This window comes from Moorena sp. SIO3B2, assembly GCF_010692525.1.
GTDB classification, from domain to species: Bacteria; Cyanobacteriota; Cyanobacteriia; order Cyanobacteriales; family Coleofasciculaceae; genus Moorena; species Moorena producens.
This window is the reverse complement of sequence record NZ_JAAHHE010000003.1, coordinates 43,255-45,936: the sequence shown is the minus strand read 5'-3', so window position 1 is coordinate 45,936 and position 2,682 is coordinate 43,255. Positions and strand designations below refer to the sequence as shown.

The following is a 2,682-nucleotide window of genomic DNA, read 5'->3' as shown; positions in this document are numbered from 1 at the left end:
CCTTCTTTATTAAAGCTCAGTAGCTGATAAAGTCTATCTCCTACTTTGACAACACTCCCTAACTCAACTCTCGATTGAATCATTCCTCCAGCCGGAGCATAGTATCTCTCGATGTTATCTTTAGATGCTAATTTCATTTGGTAGGAGTCTGGATCAGTTATCGGAAAATCCGGCAATTGTAACATTCCTTTTTTCGACAAATAGTTTTTGATACCGTATACTCCCCGTTTCACAGAATCTGGATTCATTTGCATCCCAGAACCCAATTCTAGAGTCCATGATTCAATATCAAACTGAAGGGTTCTGCCTAACTTTGCCAAGGCTTTCTCTAACCCTTGCCAAGGCTTAATAAATGCCTCATCGAAAGCATCCCCATCATACTCATCCTCATGCATCACAATTCCATAATCAAGAAGAAAGTCTTTGGCGCTTTCTTCCCGAGAGTAGAAGCCATACAAGAAATCAAGTCCTTGATTAGTAGAACTATGGATATCAATCACATAGTTAGCATCTACACATAAAGATTGCAGTTGATAGCGGTAAAGGTGACGAAACGGTAATCCCCTAGGGGAGTAGCAATCCTCTAAGTGTTGTTTCAAGCTAGACTGGATCCGTGCTAAATAGTTATTTCTGATTTCATCAGGATTAAAATTAAGTTGAGATTGGGCGAAATCCTCTAAATCATCACACTCTTTTTCATAGTCCCAAAAAATTCGATTCCAGTCTTGACCATCGTAAGGATTGAATCCTCCTGTGGCAAAGAAATGACTACGCTGATTAGTGCTAGCTGGATTACAAACAGGAACCAGCCAGATTTCCCCAGTCAGCTGAGTGTCATCCAGAGTGCTCAAAAAGTCAATCAACTGGTGAATCACCGCATTACCAACAATTTCACAACCATGGAGATTGCCTTGTAAATATGCCTTTTTTCCTGGTTGGGAGCCAACGAATTTATATACTTGGAGAGAGATGCGATCGCCTGACGTGAGTTGCTGAATTGGAATAGTAGAAATAGTTGGATTCATATAGCAGTTTGAAATTGGGTTAGGGAAAACGTCCTAGTTTTTAGGGAGTAGGGAGTAGGGAGTAGGGAGTAGGGAGTAGGGAATAGGGAATAGGGGGAATAAAATTGACTTTACCTCATAAGTATGATCAATACGTATGATCAACGGTATAGTTGAGCTTAACCCCTATGGTTTTAATGGGGTTAAAGATTTTGTACCATACCCTGGTATCCATCTAGTCAATCGGTAGGTGTTACCATTGAGGCAAAAGTTAGGAGGAGGCACGATGAGCGTTACGATTCCCAACGATATCTTCCAATCCACAGGCATGACAGAAGCCGAGCTAGAGCTGGAGATAGCCGTGATGCTGTATCAAAAGGAAAAACTTACCCTCGGCAATGCTAGTCGTCTTGCTGGCATGAATCAAATTAATTTTCAACAACTCCTTGCCAGTCGCAATATTTGTCTGCATTATGATGTAGAGGATTTTCGAGAAGACCTGCATACTCTCGAAGAATTAAAGAGCCTGTGAAGATTGTCAGCAATACCTCTCCCATTACCAGTCTGGCTGCTGTAAGACAGTTAGAACTTCTGCAACAACTGTACCGGCATATAGTAATCCCGCAAGCTGTAACCTTGGAATTGACTGGTGCAGGCCCAGCAGTACCAGGAGCTAAAGAAGTCCAGACATTCGGGTGGATAGAAACGCGGCAGGTAAGAAACCAAGCTTTGGTACAGGCACTGCGGCAAAAAGTGGATCCTGGTGAAGCCGAAGCGATTGCGCTAGCGATAGAATTACATGCAGATCGCCTAATAATAGATGAACGTAGAGGTAGAAAAATAGCAGCCAGTATGGGCCTCAAGTATATTGGCATTCTCGGCGTTCTTTTGGAAGCAAAAAATAGTAATTTTATCACCGATGTTAAGCCCATTATTGACGATCTGATCGTGATCGCTGGTTTCCGAATCAGCCCTCGCCTCTACACGGATATTCTAGAAGTGGCAGGAGAGTAACTGGCAACCCGAAACAGATGCGATCGCTTTACCTATGCTGAGTTTCTCAACAGAGTTCTGTCAGCTTCCATATTTGGCTAGCCAATCCGAGGTCCACATAAACGGAATTCCAGCTGCAACGGCTGCCTGAGCATCTTCGTTGCGATCGCCAACCATCAAAGCTGAAGAGCCATTCGTTTTAAACTGCAAAATCATTCCCGGCTTTGGTTTTCGGTATTCTCCAGCGTATGCTTTACTGGTTACTTCAGAAAAGTAGTGCCCCTCGCAATAATAACAGGTTGTCCCATAGTCAGGACAAAAAATAATTCCTTTGAGCTGGGGAAGTAATTTAAGAGTTTTCTGTTGCTCTTTAATACAATTTTTCAGGGTTTTATGTCGGGCTGCAACTCCAGCCTGATTGGTCACCCCAAAAATAATATAACCCTCATTTTTGAAAGATTGCAGAGCTTTATCAGCTCCTTCAATCACTTTTTGCTGGTCAGGGTGGTCGATAAATCGACCTTGACCACTCGGCTGGCGAATGGTCCAGTCGCAATCTACAAATAGCTCAAGTTTTGAATTCATGAAGCTTGCTGGGTGGTACACCAATTAGCGATGCAGCTTCGGAACAGGGGAGCCAGTGCGGTCTTGGGGGTTCCCCCCATGAACAACTGGCGTGGTTTCC

The 2,682-nt window shown here is 43.4% G+C and carries 4 protein-coding genes; 2 read left to right on the top strand and 2 right to left on the bottom strand.

The genetic code is table 11. From position 1 onward, the window contains the following. The coding region (locus F6K38_RS01435) for a M14 family metallopeptidase (RefSeq protein WP_287355929.1) at positions 1-1,025 on the bottom strand (1,025 nt) is incomplete at its 3' end. A gap of 265 nt (positions 1,026-1,290) precedes the next feature. Here F6K38_RS01435 and F6K38_RS01430 point away from each other — a divergent pair. Continuing rightward, a complete protein-coding gene (locus tag F6K38_RS01430; protein WP_009148995.1) occupies positions 1,291-1,536 on the top strand; it encodes a UPF0175 family protein in 246 nt (81 codons plus the stop codon). Next, positions 1,533-2,018, top strand: a complete 486-nt coding sequence (locus F6K38_RS01425; RefSeq protein ID WP_287355927.1) for a PIN domain-containing protein — start codon at positions 1,533-1,535, stop codon at positions 2,016-2,018. Before F6K38_RS01430 ends, F6K38_RS01425 begins: the two co-directional genes overlap by 4 nt. 60 nt (positions 2,019-2,078) lie before the next feature. On the opposite strand, the gene F6K38_RS01420 is transcribed toward F6K38_RS01425, so the two are convergent. Beyond that, a complete protein-coding gene (locus F6K38_RS01420; RefSeq protein ID WP_287355926.1) occupies positions 2,079-2,582 on the bottom strand; it encodes an HAD-IIIA family hydrolase in 504 nt (167 codons plus the stop codon). Between the last annotated feature and the right edge of the window lie 100 nt (positions 2,583-2,682).

Excerpts from the sequence above, each read along its gene's own strand:
- F6K38_RS01430 (WP_009148995.1), top strand. The coding sequence starts at position 1,291 with ATGAGCGTTACGATTCCCAACGATATCTTCCAATCCACAGGCATGACA.
- F6K38_RS01420 (WP_287355926.1), bottom strand. The coding sequence starts at position 2,582 with ATGAATTCAAAACTTGAGCTATTTGTAGATTGCGACTGGACCATTCGC.